Here is an 18,813-nt window from a genome sequence, read left to right as displayed (position 1 = left end):
TGAAGCGAATATTCAGTAGGTAACAGCCTGGTGGACACGAGTGCCAAACAGATCAATCTGATCGCATAAAAACTCATCAGCACCCTGGATCTCGATGCCGTATCTATCCATCACGTCTTGAGGAAAATCCCGCGCGTTTTCGGTGACGATCACCTGGGCACCACATCTGATGGCAGCAGCAAGAACATGACGGTCATCAGGATCCGGTAGAGACAATGACTCAATTAAATCTTCATACCCAGTCACCAGGCAGTCATCCACAGCCCGACACATCAGCTCTCTGGTTCGGCGTAGTTTACTGGGGTCAAGATCTGACCGGTTGGCCTGGAGGTTGCGAAAGACCTCATCCAAGATGTCTTCGGTCCACCGGGCTTGGTAAATGCCCGTGCCTGCCAGTCGGATCAGGATGTCGCGCAACATAGTGGGGTATAGGACGTTGGCGTCGTAGATAACGGTGAAACCACTCACTCGTAGAGCCCCATCTCCTCGGTCAGGGCAGTGAGATCATCTGCAGCTGTGCGGGTATCGATATCTCGTTGGTGTTTGTAGGCCTGCACGTCGGCCGCATAGATGCGTCGATGCGTACCAACCTTATGTCCTGGCAAGATACCGTCATCCATCAATTTAATGACATGCGGACGAGAGACATTAAGCAGGTTAGCTGCTTGCTGGGTGGTCAGCTCGGCCCGCATAGGGATTACGCCTACTGATCTGCCGGCTGCTGAATTAACCAAGATCTCCCGGAGGACGGTGGCGACTTCTCTGGGTAGAAGAATAACGTCATCAGAGTTCTCCACCACGACCTTCACGTCTTTGTTGGTAGATGTATCGCTTAGGACGCGGTTGATTTTCTGCAAAGCCTCGCGGGCTGTGGCCGCCGTGCTAGCGAGCTCATTGTCCTGTAGGTGTGACATGCCCCCACATTACCGAATAAACGAAACAACCGAAACATGCGCCACATAAAGCTCCAAAAGGGTGTACCTCATTGCAACGTACCGCAGGTCTGGCAACCTGAGCGGTCGGGCTGTAGTGAGGGGCTACCGCGACTCCGCTTCGCGAAGCCTTGCTCAGTGTTCCCCAGCGGTAAAGGAGGCCCACACCGGTGCTGTTGCAAACTTCAGGCGGAGAGCCGTGACGACCCAGTCTTCATCCTCTTTCGAGTTTGTGATCTCCGGTCCTTGCGGTTCATGAGCCGCTCACGGTAGAGGCGATTTTGCTTGTGGCGGTGTCGCCACTTCTCGGTCGGAGACCAAATCTTAGACATGGACTCCAGGGTAGATGTTCCGGTGTTGAATAACTACGACCGAATATCAACCCTCTGCAACCACATCACCGACAGTCCCCAGCCCAAGACAGTAAAAGCCACTGACGAGACCACGAGTGCAGTCAAAGTAGAAAGGTTTAGATCTCCCGCCGTAGAAACTGCAGTGCTACCAAGGGAAATCGTATTGGTTATGAGTGCAGACGGAAGAACCCACATAAGCTTTTCAAAACCGGCGCTCACCACTCCAAAAGTAAGGATTGTGCCGCCTAGTGCTATGGCAACTGGTGCCGCGAAATTGCGGATAATCATCGAGAAGAAAGATTGCCAGGATGCCACTGCAGCTCCCGGTAGTATCGCCAATACGATTCCCGCAATATTTACCCATGGCAAAGGCCCAGGTACGCGAAGTACCATGCCGGCAATGATGCCAAATAGCAGGAGCATGAGTTGCATGAGCGAAACCAACACCACCAAAGCGCCGATCTTTGCGGCGATTGTTCCCCCAACTCCCCGTGGCATTGTCATCAACTGATTCCAGTTGAATCCGCGGTGTTCGAGACGCCACGCAGCAGAACCAAGGATCGCGATACCGATAGTCATGAAAAACAATCCATAAAACAGCACGACCTGAGAAAGATAGCTAGACCAGCCCGCAGTGAGCATTTCCTTATTTGCCGAGTAGTTTCCAGCTCCATAACCGACTGAAATTAACGGGATGAGTACTAACACCGTCCAAATGTGGGAGCGTCGGAACTTAAGGAGTTCATTTCGAAGCAGCATTGCTAGTACTCCCTTGAATTAAGTCGATGGGTCAAAAAGACAAAACTGGCCGCAGCAATCACCACGAATAAACCCCATGGAACCCATGCTTGTTGAACTGGGATGACACCAGCGTCCGTGAAGGTGTACGGGGTAATCACTGCGAAATAGCCAAACGGATTGATCATGCTTAACCACTTCGGCGAGAGCATTCCCCAGATACCTAACAGCCCACCGAGAACGCCCACACCAAGCACTACCAATTGAGATTCGAATCGGGCAGCAATCCACATGAAAATTGCCAACATCGCTGCACTTGTGCCCAAGGCACCAGCCGCGGTACCTACCCAAACTCCCCAAACTTCAGCTGAAGGCCCGGGAGCCCCCAATGTGAATGGCGCACCCAAAATCACGCCCAATTCCACGACGCGCAGTAAGACCAAAATGAACAAGAAGATCACAAACTTTCGACGGAGCAACATGCCGGGCCAGGTACCTGCAACGGCATTGAGACGCCAGCCGCCAGCCAAGTGCTCGGGATCTACAGAACGGCTAGCAAGCAGCGCGAGTTGAATAGGAGCAAGCAGCGACAGCACCAACAAATAGCCGATCAAGTACGTCGCCCATTGTTCATCTGGGTTCACGGAAAAAGAATCGATTTTCCCTGTTTTAAAAAGCCCCATGCTGGTGAACAACACAATGCCCACCGTCAACCCGATTCCAAAAAGCCCCACGTGAGAGCGTCGAAGTTTAGCGACTTCGATGGCAAGGTTTTCTATCATTGCAAGCCTCCTCGACCAGTGAGCCCGATGAAGACTTCTTCCAAGCTACGATGCTGTCGGACTACCTGAGTGATCGGAATTCCTTGCTCAACGAGACGCACGCACATTTCCGAAACGTCCTGCTCACTCAGGTTTCCGAGCAGCAGCCCACCCGAAACTGTTGCGGGGTCTAGAGCCCGCAACGCCTCAGCTGCCCGTGCCGGAGAAGGGGTCTCCACAAAGACATCAGGCAGCTTGGTTTCGAATAGCTCCCGCTGCGTCCCTTGGAATAGGAGCTGACCTTGGTGGATGATGCTTAATTCTGTCGCCATCTTTTCGATCTCGGAGAGTAGATGACTCGACACCAGTACCGTGCGGCCTTCGTCGCGAGCAAGGCTGACGATGAGCTCTCGGATTTCCTCGATGCCCGCCGGATCCAGACCATTCGTTGGCTCATCCAAGATGAGAATCTTAGGGTCGCGGAGCAACGCCAACGCGATACCGAGTCGCTGCTTCATGCCTAGCGAATAGTCTTTGACCAGCTTGTCCATGTGCTTTTCCAAGCGCACAAGGTGGATCGCACGCTGCACATTTGCCGGCTCAGCGCGCAGCAGACGCGCTGCTATCCCTAAGTTTTCAGCACCGGTGAGATGCAAATATGCCGACGGTTGCTCGATTAGAGAACCAACATGCGCCAGCACTTGGCCGCGAGTCTCGCGGTTCATTGGCCGCCCCAGCATGTAAATTTCGCCATCGGTTGGCTTGAGCAGCCCGAGCATCATTTTCATGGTGGTGGATTTGCCAGATCCATTTGGCCCCAACAAGCCATGAACGCTGCCTTCGGATACTGCCAAATTTAGCTTGTCGACGACACTAGTCGAACCATACTTCTTGGTGAGATTTCTTGTCTCAATGATTGTGGTCATGAAGACCATCTTGTCGTTTCTGAGCTGCTAAAACATCGACTCCCAGGAGGATCTTTTCGTCATACCCAGGCATGATGTCGCTAGGACTCAAGCAGGTCTTCTCTAGAAACCAAACCGGCACGATATGCCAGCAGCGCGATATGTACTCGATCTCGAGAATTGGTTTTTGCCATCACGCGGCCTACATGCGTTTTCACCGTGGGCATAGAGATGAAGAAGCGCTCACAAATCTCCGCGTTCGTCCATCCTTTTGCGATAGCCACCAGAATCTCATGTTCACGGTATGTTAGATCAGACAGTCGTTGCTGATCGGTGGCCGAAACTTTGGTTATTTGCGGTTCTTGCAACCTGTGGATAATCCGATTGGTAGCCCGTGGTGAAATAACTGCGTCGCCATGAAAGACCGTTCTGATTGATTCCAACAACACCTCTGGCTCGGCGTCCTTCAAAATGAATCCACTCGCCCCGGCAGCCAAACCTCCGAGAACATACTCTTCATCATCGAAAGTAGTGAGGATAATCGACTTTGTTTCAGGTGCAATCTCGGCAAGCTGAGCTGTTGCGGAAATTCCATCGAGAATTGGCATCTGCACATCCATTACGACCACATCTACAGGCTGCTGTTGAGCCTTATCCAAAGCGTCGGCACCATTTGTCGCCTGCCACATCAGCTCCATGTCCGACTGGGAACCAATGATCTGACTGATGCCATGGAGAAACAGCGGTTGGTCGTCGACAAGCGCAAGCTTCATGCTCGGCCTCCCAGCGGAAGTGTAGCGCGGACCTGCCATAAGCCGTCGATAGGGCGAGATTCGCAAGAACCACCGCTTAGCTCGGCTCGCTCACGCATCCCGGTAATTCCATGTCCGATTCCGCTAGGGCGCACTTCAAAGGGATTTTGCACGGTGACTTTCACTTGATCAGGCTGCCATTCCAGCTCAAGATCAGCGCTACCGGCACCATGTTTTTGGGCATTCGTCAGCGCTTCCTGCACAATTCGGTAGATCGTCAACGACACCGCACCATCTAATTGGTCCGGTGCCTCACCGATCTGGTTGTAATTCACACGCATGCCTTTGATCTGTTGTATGAGTTCAGGAATGTCGTTTGCCCCGATACTTGGCGACACCGCGTGTCCTTCACCTTCACGCAGGTAGCTCACGACGGAGCGCATCTGGCGAAGCGACTCACGGCCCACCAGTGCGATCGACACCAACGCCTCATCCTTCGCTGCTTCAGTATTGGCATAACGGCCACCATCGGCCTGCGCAGTAATAACGGTCAGAGAATGCGTGACCAGATCATGGATTTCACGAGCAATATGCTGGCGCTGCGCCTCCAGAGAACGCTGCAAGAGCTCTTTCTGCGCTTCCAAGGTTCGACGACGCAATTCACCCATCATTGCGCATGCAGCAAGGAGGGTGACGCTCCAAATAACGTAAAAGGCTCGTTTGAGCGGATCGGTATCAGTTAATCCCGGCGTGAAAATCGCTAGGCCAACGATGTCACCCAAAAACAGCACCGCAGTAGCAACAGCGCGCGTAGGTTCGACGAAGTCCCGACGGACGATATAGGCCGCTAATCCAGCCACCAAGATACATGCGACAGTTATCTCAACCCTGAGCGCCGATACTGAAAGAATTGCGAAGAGCACCAGGAATGTCGATTTTGGCCAACGCTTACGCGTGACTGGAGCAATGCCCAGTGTGATCGTGAGCCACAGATCCAAGTCCCACAGACTGGAGAACTTCGTCCCCAAAAAAGACAGGGCGACCAACACAGCAGCTGCGATGGCGTCAACCGCCCGGAAACCCTTCACGTCATAGACAGTAGCTAGATGCTAGTCATCACCGCATCATGCCGTGGTATGACTGCGCTTCGCCAGAATCCCGAACTAGTTCTTTCGAGAACTCTTCAAACCACGCCAGCGACTCCGCGTATCGGGCCTCATTCCACTCCACCGCTGGATCCGGTTCGAGGTGGCCAAGTAACACGGTCAGCATGGCGATTTCTGCTTGGGACCAGAGTGCGGCCGGCGCGTCGAAAAGCGCAAGCTCAATGCGCTGATCGAGCCAGCCGGGATCGGAGAGACCGCGGTTGAGGATGCCATTCATCGTAAGCCCGGCCAGTTCAGACAGCGCTCGGAAGCCTGCGGGGCCGACCCACGGAGCACGCTGTCGATATCCGATGAGAGTGCATAACTGCTGGTAGATCCGGGCGCGACGAGTGACAAAGCTCTGTTGGATTCGCGCGAGCTCGGCGTCCACATCGGCCTTGAGAGGTGCTGTTGCAAACTTCAGGCGGAGAGCCGTGACGACCCAGTCTTCATCCTCTGATGCTCGCTGCGGGTCGGCGTTCTCAGGCAGCCTCGAACACCCGGCTGACGATCACCGCATCCGGGTTCGGTTGCCCGTAGGCAAACATCGCTCCCTGGCCTTTCCGTAATGAGTGCATCGCTTCCATCCCTTTCAACGTCCGGTACGCCGAGGTCCGGTTTTTGAACGCCCCCTTCGGTCCGAGGATCCGTTTCAGCCGCCCATGATCTCCTTCAATGACGTTATTGAGGTATTTCACCTGCCGGTGTTCCACGGTCTGCGGGCAGATTCCCTCTGACTTCAACTCGGCGATTGCCCTGGCCAGGGAGGGTGCTTTATCGGTGTTGATCACCCGCGGGAACCCGGTTATCGTGTTCGACCTCAGGGTCTTGGCCAGGAAACGCTTCGCTGCGGCGACGTTACGCTTTGGGGACAGGTAAAAATCCAGGGTATGCCCGCCCGCGGTGATGGCCCGATAGAGGTAGCACCACTTTCCCCCGACCCGGATATAGGTCTCGTCCACCCGCCAGGACCGGGCCTGCCAATCCGGGACTTGTCGGTACCACCGGGTCTGCTTGTCCAGCTCAGGAGCATATTTCTGGACCCAGCGGTAGATGGTGCTGTGATCGACCGGTACGCCGCGTTCGGTCATCATTTCTTCCAGATCGCGGTAGCTGAGCCCGTAGCGGCAGTACCACCGGACCGCCCACAGGATGATTTCACGGGGGAAATGACGACCGGAGAAGATGCCTATGGCTGTGATTATTTCACGCAGGTCTTCCTGTCGCCCGAACTTTGCAACAGCACCATTTCATCTGATTATGACTTGCTGCTGCCACTTCCGTCCTCGGAGGGGCGCGGGTGATCTTTTCGTTCAATGGGGCGGGGCCGCGGCGGCCACTAGATGAAACCGAGGGCGTGCGGGGCACGGTGTTAAGGCATCCCCCGTCTGGTTAGTTGTACTGACCGGACACGTTGATTGACCGTCGGGGTTGACCTTGACCCAACGTCAATGTTTAGCGTCGCTGGCATGACGGTGACGATGATCGACAGTGCAGCCCGGATGCGGGCGATGGTGAGCAGCCCTCCGGAGGACTGGCAGGACGCAGCTCGTAGACTCTGGCAGCCGATGGCTGGGATGTACTTCTTCATCCCTGGTGGGCCGGACTTGGCCGAAGTCCACGCCCAGAACTTCGGGTTCGGACCCGATACCGCGAAGGACGCGATCCTGGGTGCAATCGACACCTTGGAGCGAGCCGATGCGTGGGGCCGTATTGAGCGAGGGCTCGACAGGGGGCTGCGAAATCTGGGCTCGGAGAATCCGACACTGACGCTGCCCGACCTCACCGTGCTGCTCGTGGTCGGCGAGCCCACGAACAAGCACTTCACCAATGAAATCCGCGGCTTGTCGGCCTTCGGCGGGATCAGCGGCTACATCGCCATCACGATATGGCCGACCGACGAGGTCCTGGATCGCCTGGAAGGCATTGCGCTGCACGAGCTGCACCACAATGTGCGCTACTCGCCCGGCGGTGTAGTGTGGAATCCACAGACGGTCAGCGTCGGCGAACAGGTGCTCGCCGAAGGCCTCGCGGACCTCTTCGCGGTGGACCTTGTGGGCCAGCAGGGGTTCACACACTTCGTCAGCCAGGAGACCCGCACCAGCGACGCCGTGCTGCGCCGCGTCAGTGAGGGGCTCGACGTGACCGGGATGCAGGACTTCGCGGCGTGGGTGTTGGGCGACGCGAGCGCTCGCCTCTTCGGCGCGACACCAGTCGGTCTTCCCACCGGGGCTGGTTACGCGGCGGGAGCCCGGATCGTCACGGCCTACCTGGATGCCACCGGGCAGTCGGCCGCGGCGGCGGTGGCCACGCCGGCCGCCGAGATCTTGGCGGTGGCCCTGCCACAGTTGGGTCTGGAAATGCCAACTCGCTGACAGGAGGGCCGTGCTCGTGGAGTGGACTGTCCAGGAACTCGCTGACCGTGCTGGTGTGAGCGGCCGGACGCTGCGGCACTACCACCAGATCGAGCTGCTGACTCCGGATCGGATCGGCTCGAACGGCTACCGCTACTACGGCCCCACCGCGGTGGCACTCCTTCAACGGATTCTGCTCCTGCGTGAAGCGGGGCTGAGCTTGGCTGCCATCGGCGAGGCACTCGGAAGCGACGCGAACCCAGCCGATGAGATCGCCGCTCTCGAGGAGCACCTGGCACACCTCGAGCACGAGCGAGACGCCTTGGAGCGGCGAGATCGTCTCGGTCGAACACACGCTCCAGATGCGACGCGAAGGCCTACAGCCGCGGATGGACATGATGCTCGAAGGCTTCAATGACCGGTACGAGGCCGAGGTCACCGAGCAGTGGGGCCGCGACGTGTTCGAGCAATCCAATCGGTGGTGGCACGCCAAGAACCTTACCCAGCAACGCCAATTCCAAGCCGATGCTGAACAACTGCTGGCCGGCTGGGGCGAGCTCCACCAATCCGGTGTCTCCCCGTCCAGCGACCAGGCCCAACAACACGCAGCCACCCATGCCTCGTGGTTCGCCCAGATCCCGGGCACACCACAGAACGCCGGTGACTTCAACAAGACCCGCGCCATGCTCACCGGCATGGCCAACCTCTACGCCACCAACCCAGACTTCCACCCCGCGTTCGGCGGAGCCGCAGCCGCAGACTTTGCCGCCCATGCATTGCGCCACTACGCCCAAAACCTCTGATCAGCGCCCTTCGGGATGGTGGCCGCACCCGAAGGGAATGCCATGTCGCATGCCAACGCCGCGCTCACCCCACGCCACCGCCTGATCGTTGGTCGTCTCGTCGTGGACGAGGGCTGGCCGATCAGCGAGGTCGCCGCTCGATTCCAGGTCTCGTGGCCGACCGTGAAGCGCTGGGCTGACCGCTACCGGGCCAGCGAGTCGATGCAGGACCGCTCCTCCCGTCCGCACCACTCGCCCAACAAGACCAACGCGAAGACGACCAAGCGCTGTGTCCAGCTCCGTCTCCGCCTCCGCGAAGGACCAGTGCAACTCGCGTGTCGACTCGGAATCGCACCGTCGACGGTCCATCGGATCCTGACCGACGCGCACCTGAACCGGCTCTCGCACGTCGACCGCGCCACGGGCGAACCCGTCCGACGCTACGAGCACGACCATCCCGGCGCGATGCTCCACGTTGACGTGAAGAAGCTCGGCAACATCCCCGACGGCGGCGGCTGGCGCTATGTCGGCCGCCGACAAGGAGAGAAGAACCGGGCGGCCACACCCGGCAAGCCCAGGAACAAGCATTACGACCCGTTGATGGGCAAGGCCTACGTCCACACCGTCATCGACGACCACTCCCGCGTCGCCTACGCCGAGATCCACGACGACGAAACCGCGATCACCGCCACCGCGGTCCTGGTGAGGGCCGTCGAGTGGTTCAACGCCCGCGGCGTCACCGTCGAACGCGTCCTGTCCGACAACGGCGGCGCCTACCGATCACACCTGTCGCGCGACACCTGCGCCGAGCTCGGCATCCGGCACAAGCGCACCCGCCCGTATCGTCCGCAGACCAATGGCAAGATCGAGAGATTCCACCGCACCCTGACTGACGGCTGGGCCTACGCCCGCTGCTACACCTCCGAAGCCGAACGCCGAGGCGAACTGGACGGGTGGCTGCACTACTACAACCATTACCGGCCACGCACGGCCTGCGGGAACCAGCCGCCGTTCTCACGATTGATCAACGTCCCCGGTCAGTACACCTAGCCAGGGCAATCGCCGAGTTGAAGTCAGAGGGAATCTGCCCGCCAACAGTGGAACACCGGCAGGTGAAATACCTCAATAACATCCTGGAAGGCGACCATGGTCGGCTGAAGCGGATCTTCGGGCCGAAAGGCGCGTTTAAGAACCGGACATCTGCATATCGGACGTTGAAAGGGATGGAGGCGATGCGTTCATTGCGGAAAGGGCAAGGCACGATGTTTGCCTACGGGCAACCGAACCCGGACGCGGTGATCGTCAACCGGGTCTTCGAGACGGCCTGAGAACGCCCACACGCAGCGGCCATCAGGGAATGAGAAACTGAGTCTTCGCTGCTCTCCCCCAACTTTGCAACAGCACCGTGAAACTTATGTGGTGCATTCAGCGCTCCTCCTCGAGGCTGGAAGCCTCCGGACCCCTGCTGACGTCATAGTTGTCGGCAGCAACGCCGATCAGACTTCCGATGAACATCAGCGGAACGAAGAAGATGAAGACCCAGACGGCGAGAATGACGCCAGAGCGCACAAGACCACCGACCAAGCTGTTGCGCGCTCGCATCCCCAGATACACGGCCAGAGCGCAGCCGGCGACCAGCACGCCGTCCCAAAATGCGAACTGTCCAAGGGCACTGCCAGCTGAGTCCGCCAGGAGCAGGACGTCGGTAGGGCCAGACATGGTTTCTCCTTAGTAGGCGGTGTTCGTCGGCAGCATAGCGGCCAGGGCAGACATCGGCCCTCAGTCAGTCAGCAGACCCGGGCTTTTCCCTTGATGGAAATTGTTCTGTGTAGCAATAAACGCTTTAGGAGGGGATCGTCGGCCCAATATAGAGCCACTCCGAATTGCTTCCAGGAATACAAGCACCGATACCGGCCCTACTCAGTCGATACCTCTCACATTCCCAAAAGCTATTAAAAACCTATGGACGTAGTCCCAGATACTTGCGGGCTGAGCGACGGCCGTTGTCCGTTCAGCTATCTGAACTCCTTGAGCTGACGCAACGGGGGTCGAAATTGTAGACGCCGCTGCCACGAATAATGCTGTTCCTGCGATAAAGCGCAACTTGGTTGTCATAAATTCAGTATAATGAAGGACGATCAGTTTTTCAGGACGATTGCAAAATAGTTAGGAATCCATGGCAAATTACAATCCCACCCTAGACGTACTGCGTTCAGCAAAAGACGCCATAACTCCAGACTGTAGAACCACTAAATTGATGCTGGAAGGACTGGTTTCTGCATATGAATCCAAAGCAACAAACCAAGAAGAGCCACTTGACGTTGACACTCTGGTTCGTCAATTAGTGGGAGTTATTGGAGACTTAGAGATGCGTATCTTTAACCTGGAAAAACAAAGCGAAACCCTCTAGACCCCTGCATAAAAATTTCTTACCTTACGCCCCCCACTTCGACGGGTTTGGGAAACCCTGTTCAGCATAGGTTTCTCTAGGGAATTCCATCCCTGATTCCATCGAGTTCCGTGGAAAATTCCATGGGTTCGATGGGGTGTCATTGGCGGCTTCGTCACCACAGCCGCGGTACTAGTTGACACTTTTCCTAGAGACAGTCAGCCGGACGGGATTTCCTATATACCGATCTGGCGTGTCGAGATGCCCCGACGGGACATGAACAACCCGTTTCCGAACGAACATAGCCTGCAAGGGTTGGTCAGGGTCCCCATGTGCTTTGGCTCTATTTTGCCGTCGACATACAATCAAAGCGTCCGAGCCTGGAGGGGATAGTTGACCAATCACAAGAGCTCATCGCGTCTCACCGTGTCGCCGCAATCACTGAAGCGCCTCGGCAGGATGGCAGACGCAGCTGCTTCCATGCAAGAACGCACGCGTACTGCAACTGCCCCTGCACCCGGAAGTTCACTGGCTGCAGACCGGGTTGAAGGGCTCGATGTCGAGAGCACTGTTTGGTACTTGATGTGCGTTGCTGCTGAACATCTTGGTTTCGCCTTCGACTCCATCAAGGCCACCGGCTGTATGTATCCGTCGGCCTACACTACGGTTGCACGAACAGCACTTATCGGGGCAGCGAACGCCCTATGGGTTCTAACCGGTTCGTCTCGTGCTGAACGCAGGATCCGGGCACTCCGAGTGCGAGCCAACGATGTAAACGACCAGATCAAGGCTGCCCGAGACCTCCCCATACTTGATGGTGTCCAAGGAGAGACGCACGCCGAGTACATGTCGCGGCTGGAGAAAGCGCGGTCCAACCTGGAGAGAGTCGGGGCATCCCTTGGGGTCACTACCCCCATCTCTTCGATGGGGGTTAACCAGACACAGGTCGTGCAGTTCGTCGCGGACCGATGCGATGACGACGAGCTGTTCTCCACAGGCTTGAAGTACCTCTGGAGGTCAGGAAGCGCAGCTGCTCATGCTCAGTTTCACTACGCGATGTCACGGGTCGACTATGCCGATCTTTCTGACCAGGGCGACGGGTTTCGGATGGCTAGATTCGGAGGCGATGTGGATCGGGACCTGGTTCCTTCTCTTGCCGGCCCGTTGATTCTCTTGCAAGAGGCCTTCAAATACTACGACCTGCGACGCGAGTCCCCCTTCAATTAGCTACGACTGGAGGCGCTGCAAACCAACTAGGATATCTTTGCCCCAAGGTTCCGGAGATTGCTCTGGAACCACTGGCCCCGGAATACTTTCTCCCGCCCGTACGTGAGAACAGGTCCTGTGCTTCGCTCAGGCTTGAGTATGTCTACGACTCCGTCCCCATGAACTGTCGAAGACAATCCAGTCGACATAACCAGCAAGGTCTGGGCCCGTGCCAGCCACCTCTGCAGTCATGTCCTTGAAACTAACGCGGGCCGGTAACCCCCGCAGCGGAATCACCTTTCTCGAACACTTATACCCCTAGCGAAGTCTTCATGTCTTCCCCGCCTGGTAGCTTCGCGGTATGTTGAAGTTTGGATACTGCATGGACACGAGGAGGTGGGACATGTCTGTTTGGGACGTGCTTCCAGTAGCAGCGTTCTGACGATCCGATAGCACCCGGATGAGCACCGGATAGCGGTGCTTGGTCCGGGTGCCGGCGGGGCTATTGCGCGTCGGCGAGGTGTCGGCGCATGTTCGGCCCGTCGAGTGGGAGGATCTCGGCGCCTGCCACAATCCGGTTGAGGATCGATTCGGCGATCACCGCGTCATGCAGGGATTTGTACCAGTCCTGCGGCTCGAACTGGGAGGTGACCAGGGTCGAGCCACGGCCGTCCCGGGCCGCGAGGATGTTGAGCAGCTCCGCGGCGGTGTGCTGGTTGATGGGCGTGGTCAGGAAGTCATCGATGACCAGCAGGTCGCAGTTGTGCAGGTCGGTGAGGAAGTCCAGCCGTTTCTGCGACGCGGGGTCCATGACCGCGAGCTGGTTGGCCAGATCATCGAGTCTGAAGAACCGGGCGGTGTAGAACTTCCGGCAGGCGGCGTTGAGCAGCGCCAACGCGAGGTAGGTCTTGCCGACACTGGATTTTCCCAGGATGACCAGGTTGTGGGTCTGATCGATCCATTGACAGCTGGACAGCCGTGCGATTAGCTCACGACCCACGGTTGCGGTCGGGAAGGTAGCGGATTTCTTCTACGCAGGCATCAGGGTTTGGCGATCTGGATGCCTTGAGTAGTTTCTGGGTCCGACGTTGCTCCCTGGCCGTGATCTCCTTATCCAGGGCGTGGAAGATCTTCTGCGAGAACGTCCACTCATCGCAGGCGGGGTCGTTGGCCAGGTCGATGACGGTTTTCCCGAAGGCGGTCATCCGCAGCTGGGTGAACAACGTCATGTCGGCGTCGGTGAGGTGTCGATCCATCACGCCTGACCTCCTTCATCGTGGGCAGGATCCGTCTTTCCCAGTAGAGCGTCGAGGCTGAAGTGCTCAGGGCCGGCCAGGTGCGCACCGCGGGTGTCCCGTGAGCCCGGGGCCGGGTCGATGCGTGGGGCCGGCGGCGGAGCATCTGTGGTGGTGGGCCGGGCGTGGACCTGGGCCCGCAAGGCCGCCAGGCGTTGCTTGACCGCGGTGTAGCTGACCGCCCGCGGGGAATCAGCGTCAACCAGTTGCCGGCAGGCCTGTTCCAGCAGTGCCTTGTTGTCGCCCTTGCCCAGGGCGAGGATGTTCAGGCAGGTGCGATACCCCTGGGCTTCGATCGGGCGGGCATCGAGCACGCTGGTGATCGCGGCGACGGTGTGGGGACCGACCTTGTGGGCCTGACGCAGGAAATACGCCCTGGACCACAGGTCCGAGGACTGCTGATGCTGATCGGGGACATGATCGGGGTCGGTGACGTAGACATGCTGGCGCGGGGAGACGGTATGGGTGGCGATGATGTCCCCGTCGCACATGACCGTCAGGCGGTCGCCGGTGATCTTCACATCAACGTGGCGTCCGGCGAAGGTGTGGGGCACCGAGTACTTCACCGTGGCGATTTCGATGTGGTAATCACGGTTGACCTTGGATTTCCGCCAGGTCACCGGCTGCCAGCGGGACTCCGGCAGCCCAAGCAGTTCCGGCCGCTCATACTCATCGAACAGATCCTTGCGGCTGATCTGCTGTCCGCGGAACGGTGTTCTGGTGTTGATCGCGGTGACCTGGTCGGCCACAGCAGTATTGAGGTCATCCAGGCTGGCGAATCGCTGGCCCGCGAGCCGGCCGATCACCCAGTTGGTCACGACCTTGACCCCGGCTTCGACATTGCCTTTGTCCTGTGGTTTTACGGGACGGGTCGGTACCGCAGCGGTGCGGTGGTGCTCGAGGAAATCCCGGTAGGCGCGGTTGACGTCCCGGGCCCGGTCCCCACGAGCGATCTGGTTGGATGCGGTGGAGGCGTTGTCCGGGATGACGACCTGCGGGATACCGCCGAAGAACTCGAAGGCCTGCTGGTGGGCGTCCAACCAGTTCGGGGACTTCTCATCGAGATAACCGCGGGCGAAGACCATCCCGGAGTACGGCAACGAGGCCACGAACACCGACACCTTGGTCTTGCGCCCGGTGATGGGGTCAAAGACGGCCATCTTCGTGCCCGCCCAGTCGACCTGCATCGTGTGACCGGGAACGTGGGTACGATACGGGAAAGAACTAGCCCGGCTTGAGGAACTCTCACCTACCGCTTCTCTAGAAAGCTTCTGGAGCGATTTTTCTTGAGCCTATCTATTAGCACCAGAATTTATCTAGAGCATCTAATTTCCAAAAAATATCTATTCCCCTGTTTATAAGTTGTGTCACGTCCTAGCGGTCACTATCTGATCCATCCCTAGGATCAAAAAGTTTTCCGAGGGCTAGATCTCGGTCTGTTAGCCTGATGCTTTCTAAAAAACGCGTGGCAATTATGCGCCGGAGAGTCTGACGTCCTGAAAGAGAGTGGAGATGCACCGCACCGCAGGGGAAGAACCCGAACTCGTAATGCTTTTCCCAACTGCTACTAGGTGTGTCCTTGATTCCCGTCACAGTGCAATCTGGGTGGGCGGGGTGATGCCACGATGAGGTCATTGGGTCTCGCCACGGTCTTCGCGGGGCTGGCAGGCTTCGTGATCCTGTACGTGGCCACCTGGGCACTGGAGGTGGAACAGGCCGACGAATTTCAGGCTTACTGGGGACTATTCTTCGCCGCCACCGGGTTGCTCGACGGGCTCATGCAAGAAACCGCTCGAGGCGTGTCTTCTACCAAGGGAACGGGGCGTATTCAGGGTGGGCGTCCCTGGCTGCTGGGAATCTGGGTGGGTGGGGCCACCCTGGTTATAGCGGCAGGTATCGGACTGCTCTGGATGCCGACATTAATGAGCCATTCAGGGGATGGGGGGATAGCTACTGCCTTTTTCGCCTTTGGCCTGATGAGCTATGCTTTCCAGGCTGTTCTCTCCGGTGTCTTGTCAGGTTTGAAGATGTGGCGGCAGTACTCTTGGTTGATAGCCCTAGACTCAGGAATTCGCCTCCTCCTAGCCCTCGTGGCATGGCAACTGGGATGGGGAATGCCCGCTTTTCTCCTGATTACCATCATCGGCGCACTGAGCTGGCTGGTTATCCTGGGCATGTCCCCGCAGGTGCGTGCACGGCTGCATGCTCCGGTCGATGTGTCTCCAGGCGTGCTGGCTCGACGGGCGGGATCTGCGATGCTAGCCACCGGGGCCTCGGCCGTGTTGATCACCGGCTTCCCCGCGTTCGTGAAGCTTGCGCCCGGGCCGGATATCAGCACCACGGTGACTGTCGCCGGCATCATTAACGCCGTGATGCTCACCCGGGCACCAATCCTCGTTCCCTTACAGCGCTTCCAATCCGCTCTCATCGTTCGTTTCGTGGATAACCGGGAGCACATCCTCGGAGCGCTGGCCCGGCCGATTCTTGCGGTGCTGGGACTGGGTCTGGCCGGTGGGGCAGCAGCATGGCTGATGGGGCCGTGGATTTTGGCCACCTTCTTCAAGCCAGGTTATGAAGTCCCCGGTGTCATCCTCGCGGCGCTAACCTTCGCCTCCGCGTGCACTGGTTGCCTGATGATTACTGGGACCGCCACCTTGGCCCTTGAGCAGCATCGTTGGTATGTCCTCGGATGGGTGGCAGCCTCGGTAATGGCTTTTACGGCGCTGTGGGTGTTGCCGTTTCCGTTGGAGATCCGGGTGGGCCTGTCGCTGATCGCCGGGCCGGTAGTCGGTGGGCTGCTGCATGCGATGGTGCTGAGCACGATCTCCCGAACCAAGCGCCTGCACTACCCTCGAACACCTGCCACTCACCACTCTGAGGTGTAGAAGAGATACCTAATACGGTGCTGTTGCAAACTTCAGGCGGAGAGCCGTGACGACCCAGTCTTCATCCTCTGATGCTCGCTGCGGGTCGGCGTTCTCAGGCAGCCTCGAACACCCGGCTGACGATCACCGCATCCGGGTTCGGTTGCCCGTAGGCAAACATCGCGCCCTGGCCTTTCCGTAATGAGTGCATCGCTTCCATCCCTTTCAACGTCCGGTACGCCGAGGTCCGGTTTTTGAACGCCCCCTTCGGTCCGAGGATCCGTTTCAGCCGCCCATGATCTCCTTCAATGACGTTATTGAGGTATTTCACCTGCCGGTGTTCCACGGTCTGCGGGCAGATTCCCTCTGACTTCAACTCGGCGATTGCCCTGGCCAGGGAGGGTGCTTTATCGGTGTTGATCACCCGCGGGAACCCGGTTGGACCTGACCCCTGTTTGGTAGACACCCGACAACCCGGCTTTCTGCCGGGGAGGAAAGGTAACCTGCCACCATGCCGATCAAGACCTACACCGAGGAGTTCCGCCGCGACGCGGTCGCCCTCTACGAGAATTCCCCCGGCGTATCGATCAACGCCCTCGCCGCCGAACTCGGCGTCAACCGCAACACCCTCCAGATCTGGGTCCGCAAATACGGCACCGGAGCCCGCACCAGCAGCTCGGATTCTTCCTCCAGCTCTGACACACCGACCGTGGTGACCGAAGCGGAACGCATCCGCCAGCTGGAACGAGAAGTACGCAGACTCCGGGAGGAACGCGATATTCTGCGCAAGGCCGCGAAATATTTTGCGGAAGAGACGACCTGGTGATCCGCTTCCAGTTCGTTGACGACGCCAAGAACAGCCATTCGGTCAAGCGGTTATGTGAGGTTCTGAAACTCAACCGGTCCTCGTACTACAAATGGAGAAACACCTCCTCCGCCAGGACACAACGCCTGCTCAGCGACGCGATCCTCGGCGCACGGGTCAAGGCCGTGTTCGCCGCAGAACGCGGCTGCTACGGCTCCAAACGCATCACGGCGCAACTCAACGACGACTCGCCCGGCAGCCCGGTCAATCACAAGAAAGTCGCCCGGATCATGCGCTCGTTGCAGCTGGTTGGCTACTCGAAGAAGCGCAAGGTCACCACGACTGTCTCGGATGGGAGGAAGCCGGTGTTTCCGGACCTGGTGGGGAGGAAATTCACCGCCCCGGCACCAAACCAGGTCTACGTCGGCGATATCACGTACCTGCCGATCGCGGACGGGTCGAATATGTACCTCGCCACCGTCATCGACTGTTTCTCCCGCCGGCTGGCCGGCTTCGCGATCGCCGATCACATGCGTACTTCCCTGGTCCAGGACGCCCTGGTGATGGCCAAGGGTCAGCGCGGAAGTCTCGACGACGCAATTTTTCACTCGGACCATGGCAGTGTCTACACTTCCCATGCGTTCCAGGAGACGTGCAGAACGCTGGGGATCCGGCAGTCGATGGGCGCGATCGGCAGCAGCGCTGATAATGCCCTGGCGGAGTCCTTCAACGCCGCGTTGAAGCGTGAGGTCCTCCAGGACGCGAAGACGTTTGCCAATCAGTTGCAGTGCCGGCGAGATGTTTTCCGCTGGTGTACCCGCTACAACACCACGCGTCGGCATTCCTGGTGCGGGTATCTCGCTCCAGCAGTGTTTGAAGAGCAATGTCCTGTTACGCTGAGATCTGCTTCCTGATCACATCCCCCGTGTCTACTTTCCGGGGGTCGGGCCCGTTATCGTGTTCGACCTCAGGGTCTTGGCCAGGAAACGCTTCGCTGCGGCGACGTTACGCTTTGGGGACAGGTAAAAATCCAGGGTATGCCCGCCCGCGGTGATGGCCCGATAGAGGTAGCACCACTTTCCCCCGACCCGGATATAGGTCTCGTCCACCCGCCAGGACCGGGCCTGCCAATCCGGGACTTGTCGGTACCACCGGGTCTGCTTGTCCAGCTCAGGAGCATATTTCTGGACCCAGCGGTAGATGGTGCTGTGATCGACCGGTACGCCGCGTTCGGTCATCATTTCTTCCAGATCGCGGTAGCTGAGCCCGTATGTGTGTGATCAACTCTTTGTAGGCCGGTTGAGCAACAACTCCCGGCTATCTCAGCGGCTGGTTTCCTGCCAAAAGAGCACGGAAAACCGGCCACCCCACCGCACACCCGCCTTCCACCCGTCGGCGACGGTCGCCGGTGTGTTTATCCCCGAAGACACGATCACACTCACCCCAGGTGGCCGGGCCCGCACCCCATCCACGGCTGTGACCTAAAGCCAACGGTCACAGGCCCCGCCACCGTTAGATAGGTTCCTCCTCGA

Annotated in this window: 22 protein-coding genes and 3 pseudogenes; 10 read left to right on the top strand and 15 right to left on the bottom strand. The window is 58.4% G+C overall.

Annotated elements, in window-relative coordinates; all coding sequences use genetic code 11:
• Positions 1-12: 12 nt before the first annotated feature.
• From QP029_RS01830 to QP029_RS01790, 9 genes are all read right to left on the bottom strand, one after another.
• Entirely contained in the window at positions 13-468 is a 456-nt protein-coding gene (locus tag QP029_RS01830) for a PIN domain-containing protein (protein ID WP_284875188.1), read from the bottom strand.
• Positions 465-914 (bottom strand): helix-turn-helix domain-containing protein, encoded by a 450-nt coding sequence (locus QP029_RS01825; protein WP_284875187.1) that lies wholly within the window; start codon positions 912-914, stop codon positions 465-467. The genes QP029_RS01830 and QP029_RS01825 overlap by 4 nt, the downstream gene beginning before the upstream one ends.
• Positions 915-1,297: 383 nt before the next feature.
• On the bottom strand, positions 1,298-1,993 hold the full coding sequence (locus tag QP029_RS01820) for an ABC transporter permease (protein ID WP_284875186.1): 696 nt from the start codon (positions 1,991-1,993) through the stop codon (positions 1,298-1,300).
• A 53-nt stretch (positions 1,994-2,046) separates the two neighbouring features.
• Positions 2,047-2,805, bottom strand: coding sequence for an ABC transporter permease (locus tag QP029_RS01815; RefSeq protein WP_284875185.1), 759 nt, complete (start codon positions 2,803-2,805; stop codon positions 2,047-2,049).
• Positions 2,802-3,710, bottom strand: coding sequence for an ABC transporter ATP-binding protein (locus QP029_RS01810; RefSeq protein WP_284875184.1), 909 nt, complete (start codon positions 3,708-3,710; stop codon positions 2,802-2,804). The genes QP029_RS01815 and QP029_RS01810 overlap by 4 nt, the downstream gene beginning before the upstream one ends.
• 80 nt (positions 3,711-3,790) lie before the next feature.
• Positions 3,791-4,462, bottom strand: a complete 672-nt coding sequence (locus tag QP029_RS01805) for a response regulator (protein ID WP_284875183.1) — start codon at positions 4,460-4,462, stop codon at positions 3,791-3,793.
• Complete coding sequence (locus QP029_RS01800) at positions 4,459-5,529, bottom strand: sensor histidine kinase (protein WP_284875182.1); 1,071 nt, start codon at positions 5,527-5,529, stop codon at positions 4,459-4,461. The genes QP029_RS01805 and QP029_RS01800 overlap by 4 nt, the downstream gene beginning before the upstream one ends.
• 28 nt (positions 5,530-5,557) lie before the next feature.
• Positions 5,558-5,977: a hypothetical protein gene (locus QP029_RS01795; protein WP_284875181.1), complete on the bottom strand. Its 420-nt coding sequence runs from the start codon at positions 5,975-5,977 to the stop codon at positions 5,558-5,560.
• Between the two features lie 91 nt (positions 5,978-6,068).
• Positions 6,069-6,743: an IS6 family transposase gene (locus QP029_RS01790; protein ID WP_284876126.1), complete on the bottom strand. Its 675-nt coding sequence runs from the start codon at positions 6,741-6,743 to the stop codon at positions 6,069-6,071.
• Between QP029_RS01790 and QP029_RS01785 the strand changes: the two genes are divergently transcribed.
• The 6 genes and pseudogenes from QP029_RS01785 to QP029_RS01760 form a co-directional block, all read left to right on the top strand.
• Positions 6,648-6,890, top strand: a complete 243-nt coding sequence (locus QP029_RS01785; RefSeq protein WP_284875180.1) for a hypothetical protein — start codon at positions 6,648-6,650, stop codon at positions 6,888-6,890. The two genes, QP029_RS01790 and QP029_RS01785, sit on opposite strands and share 96 nt — an antisense overlap.
• Before the next feature lie 165 nt (positions 6,891-7,055).
• Positions 7,056-7,961, top strand: coding sequence for a DUF2268 domain-containing putative Zn-dependent protease (locus QP029_RS01780; RefSeq protein ID WP_284875179.1), 906 nt, complete (start codon positions 7,056-7,058; stop codon positions 7,959-7,961).
• Between the two features lie 16 nt (positions 7,962-7,977).
• The gene (locus tag QP029_RS01775) at positions 7,978-8,358 is read left to right on the top strand and encodes a MerR family transcriptional regulator (protein WP_284875178.1); all 381 of its coding nucleotides are present in this window, start codon (positions 7,978-7,980) and stop codon (positions 8,356-8,358) included.
• On the top strand, positions 8,330-8,743 hold the full coding sequence (locus QP029_RS01770) for a TipAS antibiotic-recognition domain-containing protein (RefSeq protein ID WP_284875177.1): 414 nt from the start codon (positions 8,330-8,332) through the stop codon (positions 8,741-8,743). Before QP029_RS01775 ends, QP029_RS01770 begins: the two co-directional genes overlap by 29 nt.
• Positions 8,744-8,785: 42 nt before the next feature.
• Entirely contained in the window at positions 8,786-9,772 is a 987-nt protein-coding gene (locus tag QP029_RS01765; protein WP_284875176.1) for an IS481 family transposase, read from the top strand.
• Positions 9,766-10,050: pseudogene (locus QP029_RS01760) on the top strand (DDE-type integrase/transposase/recombinase); the annotation flags it as partial. The gene QP029_RS01765 and the pseudogene QP029_RS01760, both read left to right, overlap by 7 nt.
• Positions 10,051-10,147: 97 nt before the next feature.
• On the opposite strand, the gene QP029_RS01755 reads toward QP029_RS01760, so the two are convergent.
• Positions 10,148-10,441 carry a hypothetical protein gene (locus tag QP029_RS01755; protein ID WP_284875175.1) on the bottom strand — a complete coding sequence of 98 codons (294 nt, stop codon included), beginning with the start codon at positions 10,439-10,441 and terminating at the stop codon, positions 10,148-10,150.
• Between the two features lie 457 nt (positions 10,442-10,898).
• Between QP029_RS01755 and QP029_RS01750 the strand changes: the two genes are divergently transcribed.
• Positions 10,899-11,132 (top strand): hypothetical protein, encoded by a 234-nt coding sequence (locus QP029_RS01750; RefSeq protein WP_284875174.1) that lies wholly within the window; start codon positions 10,899-10,901, stop codon positions 11,130-11,132.
• A gap of 372 nt (positions 11,133-11,504) precedes the next feature.
• Positions 11,505-12,338, top strand: a complete 834-nt coding sequence (locus QP029_RS01745; protein WP_284875173.1) for a hypothetical protein — start codon at positions 11,505-11,507, stop codon at positions 12,336-12,338.
• Between the two features lie 481 nt (positions 12,339-12,819).
• Here the strand turns inward: QP029_RS01745 and QP029_RS01740 are convergent, their stop codons facing one another.
• The 3 genes from QP029_RS01740 to istA are packed head-to-tail and all read right to left on the bottom strand — an operon-like array spanning position 12,820 to position 14,799.
• Entirely contained in the window at positions 12,820-13,317 is a 498-nt protein-coding gene (locus QP029_RS01740) for an ATP-binding protein (RefSeq protein WP_284875172.1), read from the bottom strand.
• A complete protein-coding gene (locus QP029_RS01735) occupies positions 13,307-13,576 on the bottom strand; it encodes an ATP-binding protein (RefSeq protein WP_489886005.1) in 270 nt (89 codons plus the stop codon). Before QP029_RS01735 ends, QP029_RS01740 begins: the two co-directional genes overlap by 11 nt.
• Complete coding sequence (gene istA / locus QP029_RS01730) at positions 13,573-14,799, bottom strand: IS21 family transposase (protein WP_284875171.1); 1,227 nt, start codon at positions 14,797-14,799, stop codon at positions 13,573-13,575. Before istA ends, QP029_RS01735 begins: the two co-directional genes overlap by 4 nt.
• 438 nt (positions 14,800-15,237) lie before the next feature.
• On the opposite strand from istA, the gene QP029_RS01725 reads away from it, so the two are divergent.
• Entirely contained in the window at positions 15,238-16,497 is a 1,260-nt protein-coding gene (locus tag QP029_RS01725) for a polysaccharide biosynthesis protein (RefSeq protein WP_284875170.1), read from the top strand.
• Between the two features lie 94 nt (positions 16,498-16,591).
• Here the strand turns inward: QP029_RS01725 and QP029_RS01720 are convergent.
• Positions 16,592-16,915 (bottom strand): annotated as a pseudogene (locus QP029_RS01720) (IS6-like element ISCef5 family transposase); the annotation flags it as partial.
• A gap of 72 nt (positions 16,916-16,987) precedes the next feature.
• Between QP029_RS01720 and QP029_RS01715 the strand changes: the two are divergent.
• Positions 16,988-18,195 (top strand): IS3 family transposase gene (locus QP029_RS01715; protein WP_284874951.1). Its coding sequence is split into 2 segments (ribosomal slippage): positions 16,988-17,288 and positions 17,288-18,195, totalling 1,209 coding nucleotides; the frame shifts between segments, so codons are not numbered across the junction.
• A 33-nt stretch (positions 18,196-18,228) separates the two neighbouring features.
• Here the strand turns inward: QP029_RS01715 and QP029_RS01710 are convergent.
• Positions 18,229-18,552, bottom strand: a pseudogene (locus QP029_RS01710) (IS6-like element ISCef5 family transposase); the annotation flags it as partial.
• Between the last annotated feature and the right edge of the window lie 261 nt (positions 18,553-18,813).

Source organism: Corynebacterium suedekumii, assembly GCF_030252185.1.
Classification (GTDB): domain Bacteria; phylum Actinomycetota; class Actinomycetes; order Mycobacteriales; family Mycobacteriaceae; genus Corynebacterium; species Corynebacterium suedekumii.
Note: the sequence above shows the minus strand (reverse complement) of the source record. Positions and strands in the feature narration are given on the sequence as shown.